The sequence below is a fragment of the Luteibacter mycovicinus genome (assembly GCF_000745235.1).
Classification (GTDB): domain Bacteria; phylum Pseudomonadota; class Gammaproteobacteria; order Xanthomonadales; family Rhodanobacteraceae; genus Luteibacter; species Luteibacter mycovicinus.
Genome location: NZ_JQNL01000001.1, coordinates 1,300,399 through 1,322,415, shown reverse-complemented (window position 1 = coordinate 1,322,415; position 22,017 = coordinate 1,300,399). Strand labels below are relative to the sequence as shown.

Below are 22,017 nucleotides of genomic sequence, written 5' to 3'. Positions count from 1 at the left end.
GTCGTGTCTTATTTGCCGTCAGCCGGCTTCGAAGCGGCGCGTGCCTGCATGCGCTGCCTGAAAGCCTCCATGTCCTGATGACGCTTCTGGTCCTGCGCGAGGTTCTCGTCAAGGCTCTTGCGCAATGTCGCGATCGCGGCATCGACGTTCTGCGGCTGCATCTGCGCACGTGCCAGGTGACGGTACGCATAGTCACGCACTCGCGGATTCTGCGACTTGGCGAGTACTTCGTTGTACAGAGCCGGCAGTTCCTTCTGGCGACCGGTGGTTACGTAAAGGCGCTCGAGCGAACGAAGGTCGCCGATTACACCATCGTCTTCCGGACCGCCATGGCCATGCTGGCCCCAGCCGCCACGCTCGCCGCGGCCGTGCCCATGATCGCCACCGTGGCCCCATTTCGGACCGTCGGGACCCTGCGGGCCCGGGCCACGCTGCGGGCCGCCGGTCTGGGCGGACGAGGTTGCCGGAGCGGCGGGGGTCCTGGGAGCGGCATCCTGCGCATACGCGAAGGCAGCCGAGCCGGCGAGGAGGAGGGAAGCGGCACTGGCGAGAAGGGTCTTGCGTTGCATAGGTTATCTCCCGGTTGGACTTGCACGGTGAAAAACGTGCCGCCGCGCGACCGGTTGACCGACCCGTTGTGATCCAGTCAGCATTCCGTGCGGGTCGCTTGCAACCTTTTCCGTCCGGCCGGCATCCATCACCGGTACACCGAATCACTCCGGAGGGTTTTCCCCATGCGGCACCTGATCTTCGCGTCACTCCTGCTTCTTCCCGCCATCGCTCTTGCCGATGATGTGCCTTCCTGCCAATTTCATGCGGACCGCAACCTCGATCTCGACCTGTCGGGCGTGCGTTCCGTACATTTCATCGTGAATGCTTACGACGTCTCGGTCGAAGGTGGCGCGGCGGCCGGCAAGGGAACCATCCGTGGCAAGGCATGCGGTTCGAGCCAGGAACTGGCCGATAACCTCGTCGTGACCCAGGAAAAGCGCGGCGACACGCTCGTGGTCGAACTCACTACCAAGCGCAAGGGCTGGTCGGGCGGCTGGGGCAGCAATTACAGCTATCTCAAGGTCAATGCGAGCATCCCCGCGACGCTGCCGGTGACGGTCGAGGGTGGCTCGGGCGATGCGAAGGTGCGCGGCGTCGCTTCGGTGGAGAGCACGGCGGGTTCCGGCGATATCGAGGTCTACGACGTCAAGGGTGCCGTCAAGGCACGCATCGGCTCGGGTGACTTCACCAGCGACGGTACCGGTTCGATCGAGGTCGACTCCGTCGGCTCGGGTGACTTCAAGGCTCGCCATGTCCATGGCGACGTTCGCATCGGCACTGTCGGGTCGGGCGACGCCAAACTGGTCGACGTCGACGGCAACGTTGAAGTCGGCACCATCGGTTCGGGCGACCTCGAGGTCGACGGCGTGAAAGGCAACCTCACCGTCCGGACCAAAGGCAGCGGCGACATCGAACAGCACGGCGTGAGCGGCAAGGTTGACGTCCCGAATTCGGACCGCTGAGTCCACACGTTCCGGCGACATCGTCTGACGATATGATCCCGCCCTCACCGGCGGGATTTTTTCAGATGGCGTGGCTACCCGAATCGTTGCGCAACCTTCGCCGCGATGTACTTTTTCTCGTACTGCTGGCCGTGGCCGTGGTCTTCGCGGTGGCGAAACCGGCGCATCTGAAGGCGTGGCCTGGCCTGGTCGACTGGCCGACGATCGCGACCCTCACCGGGTTGCTGGTTCTGACCAAGGCCGTCGAGAACAGCGGTGCGCTCAACGTCGCGGGGCGCTGGCTGATCGATCGCACTTCCACACGCCGCATTGCCGCGCTGGGGCTGATCGCGCTTACCGCGCTGTTGTCGATGCTGCTGACCAACGACGTTTCGCTGTTCGTCATGGTGCCGCTGACGTTGAGCATGTGTCGCATCGCACGCATGCCCGCGACGCGTCTGGTCATCTTCGAGGCCCTTGCGGTCAACGCGGGCTCGATGCTCACGCCAATCGGCAATCCGCAGAACCTGTTCCTGTGGCAGCAGTGGAACAACGGATTCGGCGGCTTCGTGTGGGCGATGCTGCCCCTGGTCGCGATCGTACTGGTCTTGCTGCTCGGCCTGACCGCGGTCGCATTCCCCTCCACGGCGCTCGAAGTTCACGAAGACACGGACGATCGTGTCGATCGCGGCATGCTCATCGTTGCGGCGGCGCTCTACGTTCCCTTTCTGGTGCTGGCCGATCTGCACCACGAAATCTGGGCTCTGGCGGGCGTGCTCGTCGTGTTTCTCGCGTACCGCCGCCGCATCGTCGCCGCGATCGACTGGGGCCTGCTGCTTACCTTCGTACTCATGTTCATCGACCTGCGCATGCTCGCGGGGCTCGAAGCGATCAGGTCGTTTATCGGCGGGTTGGGGCTGGACACGCCGCTGCATCTCTATGCGACGGGCGCGCTGGCGTCGCAGGTGGTCAGCAACGTACCGGCGGCGATTCTGCTGGCGGAGTATTCGCATGACTGGCGCACCATCGCGTTCGGCGTGAACGTGGGTGGCTTCGGTTTCGTGCTGGGGTCGCTGGCCAACCTGATCGCGTTGCGGCTGCTGGGGGAGCGCAAGGCGTGGGGCACGTTCCATCTCTGGTCGGTGCCGTTTTTTATCCTGGTCGGTCTGATCGGCTGGGCGTTGTTGTAAGAGCGTGCTCCGCGCGGTCCTGCAGGGCCACGCGCGGAGCGCTCTCAGACCTTCCGGTTGCCCTTGGCGCCCGTGTTGCTGTTGCCTCGGTCATGCGCCTTGATGAAATCGCGCACGTCCGGGTAAACGATGTCGCGCCAGCGACGACCGCTGAAGATGCCGTAATGACCGGCGCCTTCCACGGTGATGTGCTTCTTGCGCTTCTTCGCGATGCCCTTGCAAAGGCTATGCGCGACCTCGGTCTGACCGGGGCCGGAGATGTCGTCGAGTTCACCTTCGATGGTGAGCAGGGCGGTGTCCTTGATTTTGGCCGGCTGCACCAGTTCGCCGTGGATCTCCCACGTACCCTTGGGCAGGCGGTGCTCCTGGAACACCGTCTCGATCGTGTCGAGGTAGTACTCGGCCGGCATGTCGAGCACGGCGTTGTATTCGTCGTAGAACTTGCGGTGCTGCTCGGCGTCGTCGAGGTCGCCCTTGCGCAGGTTCTCGTAGAAGTCCCAGTGCGACATGACGTGGCGGCTCGGGTTCATCGCCAGGAAGCCCGCGTGCTGCAGGAAGCCCGGGTAGACCTCGCGGCCGGCACCGGGATACTGGTACGGCACCTTGTGGATCAGCTGGTTGCGAAACCACGACAGCGGCCGCGTGGTGGCCAGGTTGTCGACACTGGTGGGACTCTTGCGCGTGTCGATCGGGCCGCCCATGAGGGTGAGCGTGGCGGGCGTCGCCTCACCGCGCGCAGCCATCAGCGAGACGGCGGCGAGCACCGGCACGGTCGGCTGGCAGACCGAGACGACGTGCGCGCGGTGCACGCCGACGTGACGGATGAATTCCTCGACGTAGGCGACGTAGTCCGCCAGCGAGAACGAGCCTTCGTCCAGCGGGATCATGCGCGCGTCGACCCAGTCGGTGATGTACACCTTGTGGTCGCGTAGCAGGGTGCGCACGGTGTCGCGCAGCAGGGTCGAGTGATGGCCCGACAACGGAGCCACGACCAGCACCGCCGGATCGTTCTTCATCTTGTCGACGGTCGACTGATCGTCGGAAAAGCGTTTGAAACGCTTCAGTGTGCAGAACGGCTTGGCCAGCGCCACCTGCTCGACGATGGCGACGTCGTGCCCGTGCGCGTGCACACTATGGATATCGAATTCAGGCTTTTCGTAAGCCTTGCCCAGGCGGAACATGAGCTCGTACCCCGCCGCGGCACGATCGGCGCCGGGCATGCGGGCAAACGGGCTGGCAACGTCGCCAAACATCTTCGCGCTCGCCTCGGCCCAGTAGGTCAGAGGGCTGAGCATCGAGCGTTGCCATTCGTGCATGAGATAGAGCATGCAGGTTCCGGAAGGGGCGGGGAGGGTGGCGCATCATAACCAGTTGCGCCGCGCCATATGTAAAGCCCCTGTTTTTGCTCGATTTAAACGGCGGCCTTGCGGCAGACCAGCAGGACCTCGTCCACGCCCGGGCCCGGCTCGAAGCCCGGCCTGAAGTCCAGGGCCTTCTGGAAACGCACCCCGAGCGGCATGAACACGCGGTTGTACCACCACATGGCGCGGGCGCGCTGGTGGGTCAGGTACCACTGGCCGAGGTCGAGCAGCTTCGAGGATTTGGGCTGCATACCGTAAACGGCGCTGCGCTCGATGGTGAATCCGTGGCGGGCGAGCAGGTCGCGGATGGCGTCCGGCTCGTAGCGGCGGTAATGCCCAACGAAATCGTCGAAGGCGGTCCAGGCGTCGGGATGCAGCGGCACGGAAATCAGCAGGCGGGCACCCGGCTCGGCGACACGCGCGAGTTCACCGAGCGCGCCTTCATCGTCCACCACGTGCTCGAGGATGTCGAAAGCGCAGACGAAATCGAAGCTGGCGTCGCGAAACGGCAGGGCGCCGATCATGGCGTTGGCGACCCTGGCACCGTTGCGGCCGAGCTCCGCCAGCGCGGGAACGCTGAGATCGACGAACTGGGTGCCTTCGAGCGGCAGGCGCGGACGCAGGCCCGGCGCGACTTCGAGGCGGCGCGACGTCTGGGCCGCCAGTTCGGAAACCAGCGGCCAGGTATTGAAGCGCTTCGGTGAAAACAGCTTCGCTTCGGACCACAGCGCGTCGTAGAAACGCTTATTGCTGCCGATCAGGTCGGCGTCGGTCCGCGAGGCCGTCGAGCCCGAGGTGACTGATGCAGTGGACATACGTTACCTCGGGCGGGACGAAACATCAGCGCAGGCGGGAAAGCTCACGCAACAGGGGCAGGCGGCGGACGCGAACCGCGGTGGCGCGGAACACGGCGTTGGCGAGCGCGGGTGCCGCCGAGGGTACACCGATGACGCTGGCGCCGGTGGGTTCGGCCGTGGAGGGCACGATCACCGTTTCGACCTCGTAGGGCAGCGGCTGCGTCGCCGAGACCGGGTAGTCACGGAATCCCGTCTGCTGCACCTTGCCGTCCTTCACCGTGATGGCGAGGTTGAGGGCGGTCGACAGGGCATCCATGGTGGCGCCCTGCAACTGCGCTTCCAGGCCCAGCGGGTTGATCGCCCGGCCCACATCCGCGACGCAGACCGCGCGGCGGATATCGATGCCGTCCGCCGTGGGCGCCACTTCGATGGCGTGCGCCACGTAGGCGCCGAATACGTACGAGCAGGCAATGCCGAGGCCGTTTTCGCTGCGCAGCCAGCGGCTCCAGTCGATCTTCTCGGCAGCCAGTTTCAGCACGTTGGCGAGGCGGGCCGTGTCGAGGGGGCCGCCACGGCCGTTGTATGGCAGCTGGCGTCCCTCGCCGAGCATGGCGAGCCGGAAATCGAGCGGGTTCAGCTTCAGCGAATGGGCGATCTCGTCGATGAAGCTTTCCGTGGCGAACGCGGGTGTGACATGCGGCGAGCCGCGCCACTCACCGCGTGCCAGCTGCGATTCCAGGGGGTACCAGTCGCTGCGGAAGTTCGGTACCAGTCCGGCGGGAAGCGCGTCGGGGACCAGCTCGGACTGCCACAGGCGGTTGTCCGGCGTGGCGCGGCCGACCAGCATCGACGGGCTGGCCATCCGCTGGTGCCAGCCCACGATCGCTTTCTTCCGGTCGATGGACGCGTTCAGTCGATGCACCGCCAGGGGGCGGTAATAGTCGTGTGCGAGATCGTCGTCACGGGTCCACAGCAGTTTGATCGGCCGGTTGCGAACGGTGTCGGCCTTCTTCGCCAGAGCGACGGCGACAGCCTCGGCGATGTAATCCTGCTCGAGACGACGGCCAAAGCCGCCACCACCGCGGGGCACCTGGATATCGATCTGTTCGGGCTTGAATCCGGTCATGCGCTGCACGACGGCGTAGGCCGCGCGCGGAGATTGGGTAGCTGCGATCACCGTGATGCTGGTATCGGCATCCAGGCGAACCACACAATTCGGTGTCTCCGCCGTGGCATGGGCGATCCAGGGCTGGAAATAGGTGGCTTCGAGCGCGCGTGCGGCCTTCTTGCGCGCGGCGGCGACGTCGCCGTCGTTGCGAACGGTGGAAGGCTCCGCCGCCCCGGCCTCGTCGCCAAACAGCTCCAGTGCCTTCTGCTCGAGCGTGTACGCGGAAGGTTCGACGCTGGGGCCCTGCTTCCAGGTGGCCTTCAACGCGGCACGACCGGCGAGAGCGCTCCAGGTATCCGTGGCGAGCACGGCTATCGAAGGCACCTGTACGGCGGTGCCTGAAAGCTGGCCCTGTTCGGGTGTGATGTCGATGACGTCGTAGACGCCGGCAATCTTCCTGGCCGCTTCGCGATCGGCGGTATCCAGCGAGCCGCCCGGGTAGGGGCAGCGCGCGAGCACGGCGACCACGGCGTCGCCGATACTGTCGTCACCGGCATAACGAAGCTGTCCGGTCACCGCCGCGCGGGCGTCCACGTCACCGGCAGGCTGACCGATCAGGCGGTAGGCGTCGGTGGCCTTCAGCGGCGGCGCTGTCGACGGCGCGTCGATCGAGGCGGCGGCCGATGCGAGATCGGCATAAGAAAGACGACGCCCATCGCTCGCGATGACGACGCCGTTCTCCGTGTGCAGCTGGTCGGCAGGCAGGCCGAGGCGACGCGCGGCCGCCTGCAGGATCAGCCAGCGACCGAGGGCGCCTGCCTGGCGCAGGTCGGCCCAGGCGGCGGGAATGCTCGTCGCGTCGCCGCTGCGCTGCCGGCCATAGGTGAATCTGGGTTCGCCGTTGCCTGTCTGGATGCCAAGCCCGAGCGGCTCGACGATGACGCGCGACCAGTCGGCATCGAGTTCTTCGGCGATGATGCGCGCCAGCGACGTCGCGGTGCCTTCGCCGTTGTCCGGATCGCGCACGCCGATGTAGATGCGACCATCGGCTGCGACGCGCAGGTACGAGCCGACCTGGGCCCAGGCGTCGCCCAGCAGGCCGACCGGCGGCGGTCGGTCGAGGGCTTCGGCGCTGCCGATACCGATGACCAGTGCCCCCGCGGTGCCCGCGGCGTACTTGAGAAAGCGGCGGCGGGAGAGTCGGACTTCGCCACTCATGCCTTGCCGTCCTTCATGTTGGCCGCGGCGCGTTTGATCGCCTTGCGGATGCGGCCATAGCTTCCGCAGCGGCAGAGGTTGCCTATCTTGTCGATGTCGGCGTCCGACGGATTTTTCTGCCGCGAGAGCAGCTCCACCGCCGCCATGATCTGGCCGGGCTGGCAGAAGCCGCACATGATCGCGTCCTCGTCGATCCACGCCTGCTGTACCGGATGCAGCTTGCCGTCGGCGCCGGCCAGACCTTCGACGGTGGTGACACGCTTGCCGGTGAGCTTCTCCATCGGCGTCTGACACGAGGCCACGGCCTTACCGTCGACGATGACCGTGCAGAAGCCGCAATCACCCTGATCGCAGCCGTATTTGGCGCCGGTCAGGCGCAGGACGTCGCGCAGGTACCAGAGCAGGGGCATGGTCTTGTCGCCCGAGTGCCGGTACCGCTTGTCGTTGATGATGAGGTCGATGCCTTCGCGTACGGGCTTGGGCGCCGGTTGCGAGGCGTCCTGTCGGGTCGGAACGGGTACGGGAGACGTCGGGCCTTGCTGTGCCATCTGCTTTCCTCAGCTGAACCGGTTCATTGTGGCATCCGTGCCCATGATCAGCGAGCCACTTTACTGAACAGATGTCGCCAGACCGCATACACAGGCAGTCCGGCGAGCACCACGAGGCACACCACGCCGGCGCTCAGCGGCTTGTCCCAGGCGTAGGCGACGACCACCGCGATCACGGTGCCGAGGAAAATCATCGGCAGCAACGGATACGCCGGCGTGGCGAACGCCGGCCGGCTGCCGCCGTGGCGGCGATACCAGAACAGCGTGGCGATGGTCACGGCGTACGCGACCCAGTCGCCGAACGCCGCGAAATCCAGCAACTGCCCGTAATTGGCCGACAGGACCAGCACGATGGCCCACGCCGCGAGCGCCATCAGGGCGATGTTGGGCGTGCGGTAACGCGGATGCAGCCGCGCTACGCTGGAGAAGAACAGGCCATCCTCGCCCATCACCTGGAGCACGCGGGCGCCCGCCACGAGGGTGATGTTGCAGAAACCCAGTGTGGAAACGGCGATGCCGATCGCGATGACCTTGGCGCCGGCCGCACCGAACACACGGCTCATGACGTCGGCGGCGGGTGCCTGGCTGGCGGCGAGGCCATCGTGACCCAGCACGGCCATATAAGCGTAGTTGGTGAGCACGTAGGCGGCGATGACCACCAGCATGCCCAGTACCAGCGCGCGTGGCAGCGTCCGCTGCGGGTCACGTACTTCGCCCGCGAGATTGTTGAGGTAGCTGAAGCCGGAAAAGGCGAACAGCACCGGCAGCAGGGCGCCGGCGAGGCTGCCGCTCGTCGGCGCGACGCCCGGTGCCAGTGCATGAGTGGTGCCGACGCCGGCGAAGGCCAGGCCGGTCACCACCAGGGCGGCGATGGCGAGCAGCTTCAGGATGGCGAAGAGATTCTGTACCTGGGCGCCGAAGCGGATCCCGAAAAGATTCAGCCCGGTCACGAAAATCAGCGCGCCCACGGCCAGCGGCTTGACCAGGTCGGGCGACAGACCGAACACCGACGTGGCGTAGCTGCCGAAGATCGTCGCCACCGCGGCGCTGCTTCCGCTGTAGATCACCAGCAGCATGGTCCAGCCGAACAGGAAGCCGGCCAGACGGCCGAACGCCTCACGCAGGTAGACGTAGCTGCCGCCCGCTTCCGGGCGCCGGGCGCCGAGTTCGGCGTAGCAGAGGCAGCCGATCAGGGTCAGCAGGCCCCCGCCCACCCACAACGCCAGCAGTACCCAGCCCGAGGACGTGCGTTGCGCGACGATGCCCGGGTTGAGAAAGATGCCGCCCCCGATGATGCCGCCGACGACGATGAGTGCGGCATCCATGAGGGTGAGGCGGCGGGCGTAGCCGGGATTTTCCATGAGACGTGGGTCGTGATCGGGATAAAGGACGGAGAATAGCCCAGATTGCGTTTTCTCCGTTGCGGCGCAACACTTCGGGGGATAGTCAGCCTTGGCTGACCGCTTCTTTCCCCAGCCAACAAAAGAGTCCCGTGAGCGAAAACGCAAACGCGCCGTTGCCTCTCAACGCGCCCTGGATCGTCATGAAGTTCGGCGGCACTTCGGTGGCCACCGCCGCACGCTGGCGCAATATCCTCGAGCTGGCCGCCAGCCGCCGCGCCGAAGGCGCGCGCGTGCTGATCGTGGTCTCGGCCCTGTCCGGCATTACGGACGGCCTGAAACAGCTTTGCACGCACACGGAATCGAAACGCCGCTCGGACGCGGCCGCCGCCCTGGCCGATCGCCACCACGCCCTGCTCGCCGAGATGTCGCTCGCCATGCCGGAGACGCTCGGCGCGCGCCTGGCCGATCTGGCCGGTCTTGCCGACAGCGGTGCCGGCGAGCTCGGTGAACTGGCCTGGCAGGCCCGTGTTCAGGCGCATGGCGAGCTGATGTCCAGCGCGCTCGGTGCGGCATTCCTCAGCGCGAACGGTCTGCCCACCACGTGGGTCGACGCGCGCGAGTGCCTGCATTCGGTGGCTCTGCCCAACCAGAACGAGCGGACCCGCCTGCTCTCGGCGATGGTCGAGCCTCATCACGATGCCGCCCTGACGGCCTCGCTGGCCGAGCGCGGTGAGGTCTTCATCACCCAGGGCTTCATCGCCTGCGACGAGGAAGGCCGCACGGTGCTGCTCGGTCGCGGCGGTTCGGATACGTCGGCGGCCTATTTCGGCGCGCTGCTGGCGGCATCCCGCGTGGAGATCTGGACCGACGTGGCGGGCATGTTCAGTGCCAACCCGCGCCAAGTCGCCGGCGCGCGCCTGCTCCAGCGCCTGGACTACGAAGAAGCCCAGGAAATCGCCTCCACCGGCGCCAAGGTGCTGCACCCGCGCTGCCTGTCTCCGCTGCGCGAGCCCCGCGTCCCCCTGCTGATCAAGGACACCAACCGGCCCGAACTGGAAGGCACCTTCATCGGTCCCGAGATCCGCGAACACGCACCCAGCATCAAGGCGATCAGTGCGCGCAAGGGCATCACGCTGGTCTCGATGGAGTCTGTGGGCATGTGGCAGCAGGTCGGCTTCCTGGCCGACGTGTTCGATGCCTTCCGCCGGCATGGTCTCTCCGTCGACCTGATCGGCTCGGCGGAAACCAATGTCACGGTCTCGCTCGACCCGACCGAAAACCTGCTCGATTCCGACGCCATCGCCGCGCTTGCCGCGGATCTGGCGCGCGTCTGCAGGGTGAAGGTGATCGCGCCGTGCGCGGCGATCACGCTGGTCGGCCGCGGCATGCGCTCGATGCTGCACAAGCTGTCGGGTGTGCTGGCCGAGTTCGGCCAGCTTCGCGTCCACCTGATCTCGCAGTCGTCCAACAACCTCAACCTGACCTTCGTCGTCGACGAGGACGTGGTGGACGACATGCTGCCGCGTCTGCACGAACTCCTGATCGGTGCGGGCGCTCTGCGCACGGACGACAGCGTGGTGTTCGGGCCGTCGTGGCAGGCCTTGTACGGTGCGGGCGAACAGGTGCTGCCGGCCGCCGCATGGTGGCAGGGCGAGCGCGTGAAGCTCGTCGACCTCGCGAAAGAGCGCACGCCGCGCTACGTCTATCATCTGCCGACCGTGCGTGCGCAGGCACGCCGGGTGAAATCGCTGCAGGCGGTGGACCGCGCGCATTACGCGGTCAAGGCCAATACGCATCCGGGCATCCTCAAGGTGCTGGCGGAAGAAGGCTTTGCCTTCGAGTGCGTCTCGCCGGGCGAGCTCGCCGCCGTCTCGGCGGCGGTGCCCGAGAGCACGCCGCTGCTGTTCACTCCGAACTTCGCCGCGCGTCGGGATTTCGAAGCCGCGTTGCGGACGCGCGCGACCATCACCATCGACGCGCTGTATCCGATCGAGCACTGGAGCGATCTGTTCGCCGGTCGCGAGATCATTCTACGCGTGGACCTCGGTCGCGGGCTGGGGCACCACGACAAGGTGAAAACGGGCGGTACCGGCAGCAAGTTCGGTGTGCCGATCGAGCAGATCGACCGTTTCCTGCGTCTGGCCGATGCCGCGGGCGCACGGGTGATCGGCCTGCATGCGCATCTGGGCTCGGGCATTCTCGATGCCGCGCACTGGGGCGAGGTCTACTCGCAGCTGGCGGCGCTCGCGGAGCGTATCGGCACCATCACCGTGCTGAACATCGGCGGAGGCCTGGGTGTGCCGTCGCATCCGGGCGAGACCGCGCTCGACATGCCCGCGCTCGATCGCGTGCTGACCTCGGTACGTCAGGCCTATCCGCAGTTCCAGCTGTGGATGGAGCCCGGCCGCTATCTGGTGGCCGATGCCGGCGTGCTGCTGGCGCGTGTCACGCAGGAAAAGGAGAAGGGCGCCAACGTGCGTTACCTCGGTCTCGACACGGGCATGAACAGCCTGATCCGTCCCGCGCTCTACGATGCCTGGCACGAGATCGTGAACCTCACGCGCCACGGTGAAGCGGCGACCACGATGTACCAGGTGGTCGGCCCCATCTGCGAGTCCGGTGACATCCTCGGTTCGGACCGGCGCCTGCCGGAATCGAAAGAGGACGATGTGATCCTCGTGGCGCAGGGCGGCGCATACGGTGCCGTCATGTCGTCGCGCTACAACCTTCGTGACGAAGCCGACGAGGTGCTGCTGCCGTGACCGCCAACCTCACCGATCCACGCGGAAGCGAGCGCTTCCGCTTCGTCCGTCACAGCTTCGTCGATGGTGTCGCCGAGCTGGTCTACGCCTTCGACGACGGCCTCGAGCTGACCGAGCGCGTTACGTTTCCGGGGGCGCCGGCGGTCCCGCCGGAGCGCGAGGCGGCGTTCGCGTCGGCGCTCCGTCTGCTGCATATCGTCGCCGGTGTCAGCTACTACAAGGCGGGCATCCCGCCGTCGATCGTGATCGAAGGCGAGCCGCTCGACGAAGAGACGGCGACGCTTGCCGATGCGCTGTATCTGCATGGTCTGGCCGAGTTCGCCTATCGCAACCGGCTGGATCTGCGTGGGCGCATCGCGTTTCCGTTCGAAAGTCGCGATCGCGTCGCGGCCCCCGCGATCGGTTTGCCGGCACGCTCGTTGCTGCCGATCGGTGGCGGCAAGGATTCCGTGGTCGCCGTCGAGGCCGTGAAGTCGATCGGTGGTGACGCGACGGCGGCGTGGGTCGGCAATTCGCCGCTCATCGCCGAATGTGCGGCGCGAACCGGTCTGTCGACGCTGAACATTTCGCGCGAGCTGGCGCCGGGTCTGTTCGAACTGAACCGCCTGGGCGCGTGGAACGGGCATATCCCCGTGACGGCGATCAACTCGGCCATTCTGACGCTGGCGGCTCTGTTGTACGGCTACGACTCCATCGTATTCGCCAATGAACGTTCGGCATCGGTCGCCACGCTGGAATACGAAGGTCAGGAAGTGAACCACCAGTGGAGCAAGGGCTTCGGTTTCGAGAAGACCTTCCACGACTATCTGCATTCGCATGTCGCCGCCGATCTCGACTACTGCTCGCTCCTGCGGCCGTGGTCGGAGCTGGCGGTGACCAGCGCATTCGCGCGCCTTGGCGCGGCGTATTTCGATGCGTTCTCCAGTTGCAACCGGAACTTCCGTATCCTCGGCCCCAAGCCGGCGGATCGCTGGTGCGGTCAGTGCCCGAAATGCCATTTCGTGTTTCTCGCGCTCGCGCCCTTCATGGCCAAACCGCGGCTGGTATCGATCTTCGGGCGCAATCTGCTCGACGACGACTCGCTGGCCGACGCGTTCGACGCATTGCTCGAATACAAGAACCACAAGCCGTTCGAGTGCGTCGGCGAGGGCGCCGAAGCGCGCGCCGCGCTCGCGTCGCTGGCGGAGCGTCCGGAGTGGCGCGAAGACGCGCTGGTGTCGCGTTTCCGTCGCGAGATTCTTCCGCAACTTGACTCGTCCGAGCTCGCACTCGAGCCCTGGCTGAAGCCGGGTGCGTCGCACCTCGTGCCATCGCGTCTGCTCGGAGCGCTGGATGCGCTGGGCTGATCTCGAGGGGCGCCGCGTCGCCGTCTGGGGTTTCGGTCGCGAAGGGCGTGCGGCCCTCGACGCGCTGGCCCGGCATCTGCCGGGTCAGCTGGTCGATGTCTACTGTTCGTCCGACGAGGCGGCCGCGGCACGTGCTTCGTTTCCATGGGCGCACGTACATGACGTGGCCCCCGATGCCGATGCGCTCGCGTCGTACGACATCGTCATCAAGTCCCCCGGTATCTCCGCGTACAAGCCCGAACTGCTCGATGCGCAGTCGCGCGGCACGCGTTTTACATCGGGCACCGCGCTCTGGTTCGCCGCCCAAATGGCGGCGAAAACCATCGCAGTGACCGGTACCAAGGGCAAAAGCACGACATCCGCGTTGATCGCGCATCTTGCGCGTTCGCTGGGCGTGCGCACGGCACTCGCTGGCAACATCGGCTTACCGATGCTCGAGCTGGATGGCGAGAGCGCCGACCTCTGGGTCATCGAGCTGTCGAGCTTCCAGACCGGCGAAGCGTTCGGTGTCGGCCTCGGTGTCGTTACCAGCCTCTACGAAGAACACCTCGACTGGCACGGCTCGCGCGAGCGTTACGTCAGCGACAAGCTGAAACTGCTTGCGTCATCCGCGCAGGTGCTGGTCAATGCGATGCAGCCTGCGTTGATGGCGCGAGCGGCGGGCCATCCGGGTCTGCATACGTTCGGCGACGAGGCGACTTGGCATGTTGCCGATGGCTGGATCCGTCGTGGCAGCGAGGATGTGATCGCGGCGTCCGCCGTGTCCGCGCCGGGTCTGCACAACGCGATCAACGCGTGTGCCGCCCTTGCCGCACTGGAGATCGCCGGCCTCGACGCGCGCGCGGCCGCGCCCGCGCTGTCTACCTTCGTTCCTCTGCCGCATCGGTTGCAGCCGCTGGGCGAGATCCATGGCCTGCGCTGGATCAACGATTCGATCAGCACGACGCCGCTGGCGAGTCTTGCCGCGCTCGAAAGCGTGGGAGCGGGACGTGTCGCGCTGATCGTCGGCGGCCACGATCGCGGTCTCGACTGGACGCCGTTTGTGGAAGCGATGCGCCTGGATGCGCCTGAGGCGATCGTGTGCCAGGGTGCCAGCGGTTCGCGTATCGCGGATGCGCTGGAAGCCGCGGGTGTCGCGAACGTGTATCGGGCAGCGGATCTCGCCGCCGCCGTCGGTGCCGCGCGTAACGCCCTGAGCGGCGAGGGCGTCGTCGTGCTGTCGCCGGGTGCGCCGAGCTTCGACCAGTTCAGGGATTATGCGGAGCGTGGCAAACGCTTTGCCGAGCTGGCGGGGTTTGAAGCCGGCGCGGCCCGTATTCAGGGGCTGGGCGTCAGCTGACGCCGTCGCCGACAGGCTGACGTGAGCCGCGGCGCATCAGGCCTCGACAGCCCCGAGCAAGGTTCCCACCACCGCCGCCAGTGCCGCATACAGCTCCGGCGGCACGTCGTCGCGCAACCGCACGGCCGCCAGCAAGGTAGCGATCTGCGGATCCAGTTGAGGTGCAAGCCCCAGCGCCTGCGCGCGCTCCAGCATGTTTTTGACGCTGTCGGCGTCGACACGCTGGGTTTTCCCATTGCTGGTCGGCGTCGCGAGCCGCAGCGTGACACTGCGGCGCGGGGAGGGCAGGGACGGATTCATGCGCGGGCTTCGAGGAGGACCGCGCTATACGCGCTGGTCGGCACGGGCAGGCCGTGCATGCAGGAGAAATGATCGAGCTGCAGGCCGCTTTTCTCGAGCACGCGCCGCAGCGAGACGAATTCGGTTTCCAGGCGCGATACGGTGTCGGCCTGTTGTACCCACAGCCGCACCGACACGCGCGGTATGCGCAGCTGGATCTCACCCTGTACGGCGCCCAGCGAGGGCGGGTCGATGGCGAAGCCGACCGTCCACAAGCCATCCGGCTCGCCAGGGCCTGGCTTGCCTTCCTCGATCCGCAACTGGAGCACGTCGTAACCGCGCGCGTTCGCCAGCGGCACTTCGATCATCCATAGTCCGGCCTGCGGATGGGATTCCAGCTGACCGATCTCGACACGGGACAGTGCGGCACGCGTGTCGGTCCGTAACTGGCCGACCAGCGCGTCGACGTCGTCTTCAGTGATGGCGAATTCCGCCACGCGCGGCTGGGCAATCAGTGCGCGCTGGGCGAGCGGCGGGGGTGTGTCACCAAGCTGGCGCGGAAGTCCGGGGCCGGTGCTGACGCCCGATGCGCTTCGTGTCGGCGGAAGATCGGCCAGCGTACGGCGGAGCGCCATCAATGCCGCCTTGAAATCGTCGGCCGCCGGCGTCTCTTTCGTCGGCTCGGCAAGATGGGATTCGAGGAAGCTGCCGCTTTTGGCGATCGCTTCCTTCATGCCCATCGGCGTGCTGACGTCATCGGGTCCGCTGATCGAAGCCTCGAGCGTGGCGAGTGCGGCTCGCAGGGGTGCCGGCAGCGAGCGGGCCACCGGGCTGCGCGCCAGTGAGGCCAGTGCGCCGAGCAGCGGCGCGTAACCATTCTGCAGCGGGAGCCGTTCGCGCAGTCCCTGCATCGTGACGCCTTCCTCGGGGTGGGCGATGAGGACTTCGAGCTGGGGCTGTGCGCCCTGGGTCAGGACGCGCACCTGAAACTGCTGGGGAAGCTGGGTGCCCGTGGTGTCGGCCTCCACCGTGATACCGCCGATGTCCAGCAGCAGCTTGCCGATGTCGTTCTGCCCCATGACGCGTGCCGTCAGCAGCGTACCCACCCGCCAGGCGTCAACGGCCGCGGTGGTGCCCGCTGCCGCGCCGGCCCATAGCTGGGCGGCGATACTGGTCGGCTGGATGATCAAAGGGCAGGTCCTCCGAGGGCCTGGGCGGACCCCGGTCTGGGCTCGCTCCTGTGGCATAGGAATCGGCGGAAACTTGCGGAACTTTAGGTAGGCGCTTGCCGACACCTGTACGCGTAAACGGCGAGCGCGGTGGGCCGCCGCCCCGGCAAGGTAATGCTCTCCGTCCGCGCGGCGCCCGACCTGCAGGTCCGAAGGGCCGACTCCCGGTACACTACGCGGATGACCCAGCTTCCCTTCGAACTCCTCGCCACCGATGGCGCGGCCCGGCGTGGCCGTCTCCGATTTGGCCGCGGCACCGTCGAAACCCCGGCCTTCATGCCGGTGGGCACCTACGGCTCCGTGAAAGCCATGACCCCGCGCGATGTTCTCGACACCGGCGCGGAGATCATCCTCGGCAATACCTTCCACCTGTTTCTGCGGCCTGGCCTCGAGATCGTCGGCGAATTCGGCGGGCTGCATAAGTTCATCGGCTGGAACAAGCCGATCCTTACGGACTCCGGCGGCTTCCAGGTCTTCTCGCTGGCGCACAAGCGCAAGATCACCGAAGAGGGGGTGACCTTCGCCTCCCCGGTGGATGGGTCGAAGGTGTTCCTCTCGCCCGAGGAGTCGATGCGGATCCAGAAGGTGCTGGACTCCGACGTCGCGATGATTTTCGACGAATGCACGCCGTATCCGGCGACCGAAAAGGTCGCCTCTGACTCGATGGAGCTCAGCCTGCGCTGGGCCGAGCGTTCCCGCCAGGCTTTCGACGACCTGAAAAACCCCAACGCGCTGTTCGGCATCGTCCAGGGCAGTACGTACGAAAAGCTGCGCCACCGTTCGGCGGAGCGGCTGGTGGAAATCGGCTTCGACGGTTACGCCGTGGGTGGTCTGGCCGTCGGCGAGCCGGAGGCGGAGCGCAATCACACGCTCGACCTGACCCTGCCGATGCTGCCAAAGGATCGACCCCGGTATCTGATGGGGGTGGGACGCCCCGAAGACATCGTCGAGGCCGTCCGTCGCGGTATCGACATGTTCGATTGCGTGATGCCTACGCGCAACGCGCGCAACGGGTTCCTCTTCACGTATGAAGGCACGTTGCGCATCCGGAACGCGAAGTTCGCTACCGATACCCGCGTGATCGAAGAAGGTTGCGACTGCTACGCCTGCGCCAACGGCTTCTCGCGCGCCTACCTGCGACATCTAGATCGCTGCAACGAGATCCTGGCCAGCCAGCTGGCGACGATGCACAACCTGCGGCACTACCAGCGCTTGATGGCCGGGCTGCGCGGCGCGATCGAGACGGGTACCCTCGACGACTTCGTCACCGCCTTCTATGCGGCCCGCCAAAAGGCTGTCGTCGACGGCTGACCGGGCTTGAGGGCGCTGTCCGGCGCCCCCAGAAGCCTTGACGAGTCCGGTACATAAGCACCGGGGCGCGTGGCATAATCCACGATCTTTTTACGTGAGCAGCCGCTTTTCCTTGGCTGTTCCATGACTTGCGAGATATCCGATGAGCCTTCCGACGTTCGCCGCCATTGCCCAGGCCACTGCCCCCGCTGCCGCACCCCAGGGCGCTCTGAGCTTCTCGCCGCTGATCATGATGGCGGTGCTGTTCGGCATCTTCTATTTCATGATGATCCGCCCGCAGATGAAGCGTCAGAAGGAGCACCGCAACCTGCTCTCGGCGCTGAGCAAGGGCGACGAGGTCGTGATGAGCGGCGGCATGGCCGGCCGTATCGAAGACGTGGGTGAGGCCTTCGTCCGTGTCGAGATCGCTCCGGGCACCGTCGTCCAGGTCCAGAAGAGCTCGATCACCCAGGTGCTGCCGAAGGGCAGCCTCAAGAAGTCCTGAGCTTCATCTCATCGCGTCAGCTGCGGCCGGCACCCGGCCGCCTCCACGGAATGTAAGGCATGAGTGATTTTCCACGCTGGAAATACGCGCTGGTTGTGATCGTATTGCTGTTCGGCATCGTCTACGCGCTGCCGAACGTCTATACGCCGCAGCCCGCGGTGCAGATCTCGGGTAACCACGGCAGCGCCGTCGACGCCACGCTGAAGACCAAGGTCGAGAGCATTCTTGCCACGGCCCACGTTCCGGCAGCGAGCGTCGACGTGACGTCGTCCGAGAAAGGCAGCCGCCTGCTGGCGCGCTTCGCCAGTGCCGACGCGCAGGCGAAGGCGTCCGACGCGCTTCGCGGTGCGCTCGGTGACGATTACACGGTCGCGCTCAACCTCGCCTCGACCGTGCCGTCGTGGCTGCGCTCGATCAACGCGTTCTCGATGCCGCTGGGTCTCGATCTGCAGGGCGGTGTGCACTTCCTGATGGAAGTCGACCAGAATGCCGTGATCGACGGTCAGGAAACCCGCTACGCGGACGACGTCCGCTCGCTGCTGCGTGACAGGAAGATCTCGTACGACTCGGTAGCGCGCAATCCGCGCGGTCAGGGCATCGGCATCATCCTGCGTAGCGACGCCGATCGCCAGGCCGCCGCGTCGCTCATCGCTACCGAGTTCACCGATCTGACCGTTTCCGATGGTCCGTCCACGGGCAACCGCTTCACGCTCAATGCCGTGGTCAAGCCGGCCAAGCTGCGCGAGCTCGCTCAGAGCGCCATCACCCAGAACGTCACCACGCTGCGCCAGCGTGTGAACGAACTGGGCGTGTCCGAGCCGCTGATCCAGCAGCAGGGCCAGAGCCAGATCATCGTCGAGCTGGCCGGCGTGCAGGACACGGCCGAGGCCAAGCGTCTGATCGGCGCGACCGCCACCCTGGAATACCGCGCCGGCCTGTACACCCCGCAGCAGGCCATGGATGCCGCCCGCAGTGGCAGCGTTCCGCCCGACGCCAAGCTGTATTACGGCCGCGATCGTCGCCCGTACCTGCTCAGCAAGACCGTCATCGCCACGGGCGATCAGCTGACCTCGGCCGTCTCGGGTCGCGACCAGCAGAACGGCACGCCGAACGTCAGCGTCACGCTGAACAGCGCCGCCGCCCGCAAGATGCAGGACTTCACCAACGGTAACGTCGGCAAGCCGATGGCCGTGCTGTACATCACGCGTACCAACGACATCAAGATGGTCGACGGCAAGGAAGTGAAGACGCCGAAGACGACCGAGGAAGTCATCAACTACGCGAACATCAGCTCGCCGTTCGGCAAGCAGTTCTCGACCAACGGCTTGCCCAGCGACGCCGAAGCCTCCGATCTCGCCCTGTTGCTGCGCGGCGGTTCGCTCGCGGCGCCGGTCGACATCGTCGGCGAAAGCGTCATCGGTCCCAGCCTCGGCGCGGACAACATCGACCGCGGTTTCAAGGCGGTGATGCTCGGCCTCGGCCTCGTGCTGATCGCCGCGGCCATCTACTACAAGCTGTTCGGCATCGTCGCGGACATCGCCCTGTTCTTCAACCTCGTCCTGCTCGTCGCGGTGATGTCGCTGATCCACGTGACGCTGACGATGCCCGGCATCGCCGGTATCGTGCTGACGCTTGGTATGGCGATCGATGCCAACGTGCTGATCTGCGAACGTATCCGCGAGGAACTCCGCAACGGCTCGTCGCCGCTCGCGGCTATCCGCACCGGTTACGACAAGGCGTGGGCGACGATTCTCGACGCCAACGTGACCCACCTGCTCGCCGCGCTCGGTCTGATGACCATGGGTTCGGGTCCGATCAAGGGCTTCGGTGTCACGCTCTTCATCGGTATCCTGACCTCGATGTTCACGTCGGTGACGGTGACCCATGCCATCACGGCGCTGATCCACGGCGGCCGCAAGCTCAAGACCCTGTCGGTCTGACGGGAGGACGCCATGGAAATCTTCAATCACAACTCGAACTTCAACTTCCTCGGTCTGCGCAAGTACAGCATCGGCCTCGCCGTGCTGCTTATGCTGGGCTCGATCGGCCTGATCCTGACCAAGGGTTTCAACTACGGCCAGGACTTCCTGGGCGGCGTCTCGGTCATCGTCGACTACGCGCAGCCGATCGAGGTCAACGAGGTCCGCGCCACGCTCGAAAAGGCCGGCATCGAAAACCCGCTGGTGCAGTCGGTCGGCGGCACGCGCGAGTTCAACGTGCGCATGTTGCCCAAGGACGACAAGGGCTCGGTCACGCTGGTCGGTGAGGAGGCGGCAACCAAGGTCTCCTCAGACATCATCGCCGCCCTGAAGACCACCCGCCCCGATGTGACGATGAAGAGCAAGTCCTTCGTCGGCCCGCAGGTGGGTGAGGAGCTCCGCAGCGACGGTATCGTCGCCGTCGCCTTCGTCATCATCGGCATCATGGGTTACCTGTGGATCCGCTTCGAGAAGCGCTTCGCCATCGCCGCGCTCGCCACCGAAGTCCACGACGTTCTCGTGACCCTGGGTATCTTCGCGCTGACCCAGCGTGAGTTCGACCTGACGGTGCTCGCCTCAGTGCTGGCGGTGGTCGGTTACTCGATCAACGATAAGGTCGTCGTCTTCGACCGTGTCCGCGAGCTGTTCCGCTCCAGCCGTAACGCCACGCCGGAAGAAGTGCTCAACCGTTCGATCAACAGCACGCTGTCGCGAACGATCATCACCTCGCTGTTCACCGGCATCACCATGGCCGCGCTGTTCTTCATCGGCGGTCCCGTCGTCCATGCCTTCGCGATCACCATGCTGATCGGTATCGTGGTCGGCACGCTGTCCTCGATCTTCGTCGCCAGCCCGATCCTTCTCTGGCTCGGCGTGTCGAAGCAGGACCTGATGCCCGTCAGCAAGGAAGACCCGGAACTGGCGCGTCGCCCGTAAAGCTGCTCCGTTCCGCTTCGGAAACCCGGGGGCTTCGGTCGCCGGGTTTTTTTTGCCTTTGTAATGGTATGAGGGCTCGGCTTGCGCCATCGCGTTTGGCTTTGTCGCGGCGTGCGGTGTGGTCGGTAAGAGCCGGCGGGGGTGACCCTCGAGGCCACGCCTTCGGCGACCCCTCAGGGAAAGGCCGCTACCGCGGCCGTGTATCAATGGCCTACGGCCGGGTCGGGCTGCGACTGGGGGTTTTCGAGTCGGCTGTCCCTGCCTCCCCGAAAACGGCCGGTCATCCCTGACCGGCCCCGCTTCGCGGCCTTGTCCAGTCGAAGCCCTCGCCTGCGGCTACCGGCCGCGAGGGTCACCCCCGCCGTCTCTTTGGTGTACCGAGGTGGGTTGGTGGTCGAGCGGGGTGTGGCTTCTTCGCTTCGTTGGCTTTTCGCGCGCAGGGCGCGCTCCTACAGGCCGCCATGTATCCCACCATTGCGGTCGCCGTGCGGCAGGAGCGAACCGTGTTCGCGAACCCTCAGCCTAACTAATGCGAACGAGGCGATGCGCTAAGGCAAGCGAGCGTTCCGATCCAACGAAGCGCACCGCCGCTCGACCCCACGCTGCCTCAGTCCCCCAAAGAGCCGGCGGGTGCCACCCTCGCGTCCGGTAGCCGCAGGCGAGGGCGCCGACTGGAAGAGGCCCGCAAGGGGGCCGGTCAGGGATGACCGGCCGTTTTCGGGGAGGCAGGGACAGCCGACTCGAAAACCCCCAGTTGGAGCCCGACCCGGCCGAAGGCCATTGAAATACGGCCGCGGAGCGGCCTTTCCCTGAGGGGTCGCCGCAGGCGTGGACGCGAGGGTGGCACCCGCCGGGTCTTCGACGCGACACCACACGCCGCGGCAACACAAAGGCGAGGGCGCAAGCCGAGCCCCCCCCCCAAAAAAAGACGACCACAAAAAAAGGCCCGCCACCGGCGAGCCCTTAGTTGTCACCCCATCCCTGAGATCAGAAGTCGTCCCTGTCCTCGGTGGCGCCTTCGGCATCGTTCGCAAGCGTGACGACGACGTAAGCGGAGCCCACGAGGGAGGCGCAGAGCCACGCGTAGACCATCTGGATCGCCGTGCGCGGGATCGCGGCGGCGACCATGGGCGCGAGTGCCAGGCCGGCGATGCCGGCAATGGCGAGTACGGCTGCGACGGCCCACGCAAGGCGCCGCGACGGCGACGTGGTGGTGGTGAGATTCATGCGGTGCTGCCCCTGTTCCCCTGTTTCGCGCCCTTCGTGAAGTCTATGTGAGGACGCTTGATGTAGG

At 66.1% G+C, this 22,017-nt stretch carries 18 protein-coding genes; 9 read left to right on the top strand and 9 right to left on the bottom strand.

Features of this window, described 5'->3' with window-relative positions; translation table 11 throughout:
* Nucleotides 1-8 precede the first annotated feature (8 nt).
* Nucleotides 9-569, bottom strand: coding sequence for a hypothetical protein (locus FA85_RS06020; protein ID WP_036110815.1), 561 nt, complete (start codon nucleotides 567-569; stop codon nucleotides 9-11).
* 165 nt (nucleotides 570-734) lie between these two features.
* Here FA85_RS06020 and FA85_RS06015 point away from each other — a divergent pair, with 165 nt between their 5' ends.
* Nucleotides 735-1,514, top strand: a complete 780-nt coding sequence (locus FA85_RS06015) for a DUF4097 family beta strand repeat-containing protein (RefSeq protein ID WP_036110819.1) — start codon at nucleotides 735-737, stop codon at nucleotides 1,512-1,514.
* A gap of 65 nt (nucleotides 1,515-1,579) precedes the next feature.
* Complete coding sequence (locus FA85_RS06010; RefSeq protein WP_036110824.1) at nucleotides 1,580-2,683, top strand: SLC13 family permease; 1,104 nt, start codon at nucleotides 1,580-1,582, stop codon at nucleotides 2,681-2,683.
* 44 nt (nucleotides 2,684-2,727) lie between these two features.
* On the opposite strand, the gene FA85_RS06005 is transcribed toward FA85_RS06010, so the two are convergent.
* The 5 genes from FA85_RS06005 to FA85_RS05985 all read right to left on the bottom strand — a co-directional run bounded on the left by FA85_RS06005 (nucleotide 2,728) and on the right by FA85_RS05985 (nucleotide 9,076).
* The gene (locus FA85_RS06005; RefSeq protein WP_051943347.1) at nucleotides 2,728-4,011 is read right to left on the bottom strand and encodes a polyhydroxyalkanoate depolymerase; all 1,284 of its coding nucleotides are present in this window, start codon (nucleotides 4,009-4,011) and stop codon (nucleotides 2,728-2,730) included.
* A gap of 83 nt (nucleotides 4,012-4,094) precedes the next feature.
* Complete coding sequence (locus tag FA85_RS06000; RefSeq protein ID WP_036110825.1) at nucleotides 4,095-4,859, bottom strand: class I SAM-dependent methyltransferase; 765 nt, start codon at nucleotides 4,857-4,859, stop codon at nucleotides 4,095-4,097.
* A gap of 25 nt (nucleotides 4,860-4,884) precedes the next feature.
* Complete coding sequence (locus FA85_RS05995; RefSeq protein ID WP_036110828.1) at nucleotides 4,885-7,167, bottom strand: xanthine dehydrogenase family protein molybdopterin-binding subunit; 2,283 nt, start codon at nucleotides 7,165-7,167, stop codon at nucleotides 4,885-4,887.
* Complete coding sequence (locus FA85_RS05990; RefSeq protein ID WP_081907374.1) at nucleotides 7,164-7,715, bottom strand: (2Fe-2S)-binding protein; 552 nt, start codon at nucleotides 7,713-7,715, stop codon at nucleotides 7,164-7,166. Before FA85_RS05990 ends, FA85_RS05995 begins: the two co-directional genes overlap by 4 nt.
* A 47-nt stretch (nucleotides 7,716-7,762) precedes the next feature.
* Complete coding sequence (locus tag FA85_RS05985) at nucleotides 7,763-9,076, bottom strand: amino acid permease (protein ID WP_036110831.1); 1,314 nt, start codon at nucleotides 9,074-9,076, stop codon at nucleotides 7,763-7,765.
* Between the two features lie 182 nt (nucleotides 9,077-9,258).
* Here FA85_RS05985 and FA85_RS05980 point away from each other — a divergent pair, with 182 nt between their 5' ends.
* Genes FA85_RS05980 through murD form a run of 3 tightly spaced genes read left to right on the top strand, consistent with a single transcriptional unit; the run spans nucleotide 9,259 to nucleotide 14,505 of the window.
* Entirely contained in the window at nucleotides 9,259-11,820 is a 2,562-nt protein-coding gene (locus FA85_RS05980) for a bifunctional aspartate kinase/diaminopimelate decarboxylase (protein ID WP_036117168.1), read from the top strand.
* Nucleotides 11,817-13,166, top strand: coding sequence for a UDP-N-acetyl-alpha-D-muramoyl-L-alanyl-L-glutamate epimerase (gene murL / locus FA85_RS05975; RefSeq protein ID WP_036110833.1), 1,350 nt, complete (start codon nucleotides 11,817-11,819; stop codon nucleotides 13,164-13,166). Before FA85_RS05980 ends, murL begins: the two co-directional genes overlap by 4 nt.
* Entirely contained in the window at nucleotides 13,153-14,505 is a 1,353-nt protein-coding gene (gene murD / locus FA85_RS05970) for a UDP-N-acetylmuramoyl-L-alanine--D-glutamate ligase (RefSeq protein ID WP_036110836.1), read from the top strand. The genes murL and murD overlap by 14 nt, the downstream gene beginning before the upstream one ends.
* 36 nt (nucleotides 14,506-14,541) lie before the next feature.
* Here murD and FA85_RS05965 read toward each other — a convergent pair whose 3' ends face one another.
* Together FA85_RS05965 and fliK are read right to left on the bottom strand one after the other, a co-directional pair.
* Nucleotides 14,542-14,805 carry a hypothetical protein gene (locus tag FA85_RS05965; protein WP_036110839.1) on the bottom strand — a complete coding sequence of 88 codons (264 nt, stop codon included), beginning with the start codon at nucleotides 14,803-14,805 and terminating at the stop codon, nucleotides 14,542-14,544.
* Entirely contained in the window at nucleotides 14,802-15,974 is a 1,173-nt protein-coding gene (gene fliK, locus FA85_RS05960; RefSeq protein ID WP_036110842.1) for a flagellar hook-length control protein FliK, read from the bottom strand. Before fliK ends, FA85_RS05965 begins: the two co-directional genes overlap by 4 nt.
* 219 nt (nucleotides 15,975-16,193) lie before the next feature.
* On the opposite strand from fliK, the gene tgt reads away from it, so the two are divergent.
* The 4 genes from tgt (at nucleotide 16,194) to secF (ending at nucleotide 20,723) form a co-directional block, all read left to right on the top strand.
* Entirely contained in the window at nucleotides 16,194-17,324 is a 1,131-nt protein-coding gene (gene tgt / locus FA85_RS05955; RefSeq protein ID WP_036110844.1) for a tRNA guanosine(34) transglycosylase Tgt, read from the top strand.
* Between the two features lie 142 nt (nucleotides 17,325-17,466).
* A complete protein-coding gene (yajC, locus tag FA85_RS05950; RefSeq protein WP_036110847.1) occupies nucleotides 17,467-17,808 on the top strand; it encodes a preprotein translocase subunit YajC in 342 nt (113 codons plus the stop codon).
* A 59-nt stretch (nucleotides 17,809-17,867) separates the two neighbouring features.
* Nucleotides 17,868-19,748 (top strand): protein translocase subunit SecD, encoded by a 1,881-nt coding sequence (gene secD / locus FA85_RS05945; protein ID WP_036110850.1) that lies wholly within the window; start codon nucleotides 17,868-17,870, stop codon nucleotides 19,746-19,748.
* A gap of 12 nt (nucleotides 19,749-19,760) precedes the next feature.
* Nucleotides 19,761-20,723 (top strand): protein translocase subunit SecF, encoded by a 963-nt coding sequence (gene secF / locus FA85_RS05940; RefSeq protein ID WP_036110852.1) that lies wholly within the window; start codon nucleotides 19,761-19,763, stop codon nucleotides 20,721-20,723.
* A gap of 987 nt (nucleotides 20,724-21,710) precedes the next feature.
* Here secF and FA85_RS05935 read toward each other — a convergent pair.
* Nucleotides 21,711-21,950, bottom strand: a complete 240-nt coding sequence (locus tag FA85_RS05935; RefSeq protein ID WP_036110855.1) for a hypothetical protein — start codon at nucleotides 21,948-21,950, stop codon at nucleotides 21,711-21,713.
* Nucleotides 21,951-22,017 lie beyond the last annotated feature (67 nt).